The 402-nt window shown below is 35.8% G+C and carries 1 pseudogene; it reads left to right on the top strand.

From position 1 onward, the window contains the following. Positions 1-402 (top strand): annotated as a pseudogene (locus ACF91D_RS32210) (peptidase G2 autoproteolytic cleavage domain-containing protein); the annotation flags it as partial.

Genomic DNA, 402 nt, shown 5'->3' with positions numbered 1-402 from the left:
GACAAGGACAAGATATTTCGACTATCAAGTTATCAACTAAAGCGCCAAGAGAAACTATAGCATTAACTAACTTGAAAATGAGCGGAGAAGCAAGATGTATTAGTATAGAGGATTTAGCGGTTAATGGAAATAAAAAAGAAAGATTTCCAGGGCAAACTCCCACTGGCGCAGGAGCACCTTATGATTATGAAACACCAAGTGGTGGGAGTTTATCAAGTAATATTAGATATGCGGGAGTTAAGAAAGCTTTTGTTAAAAATGTTAAATCTTATGACGCGATGTTACACGGTATTGATATAACTTATGCTAGTGATTCTTACTATAATGAAGGTGACGGAAAACGTGTACCTATAGCATTGGAAAGTATGTATATCTGGATTGAAAATTGTGAGACGTATGGAT

The organism is Staphylococcus sp. 231237_7MaSpsaltlick, from assembly GCF_043107035.1.
Note: the sequence above shows the minus strand (reverse complement) of the source record. Positions and strands in the feature narration are given on the sequence as shown.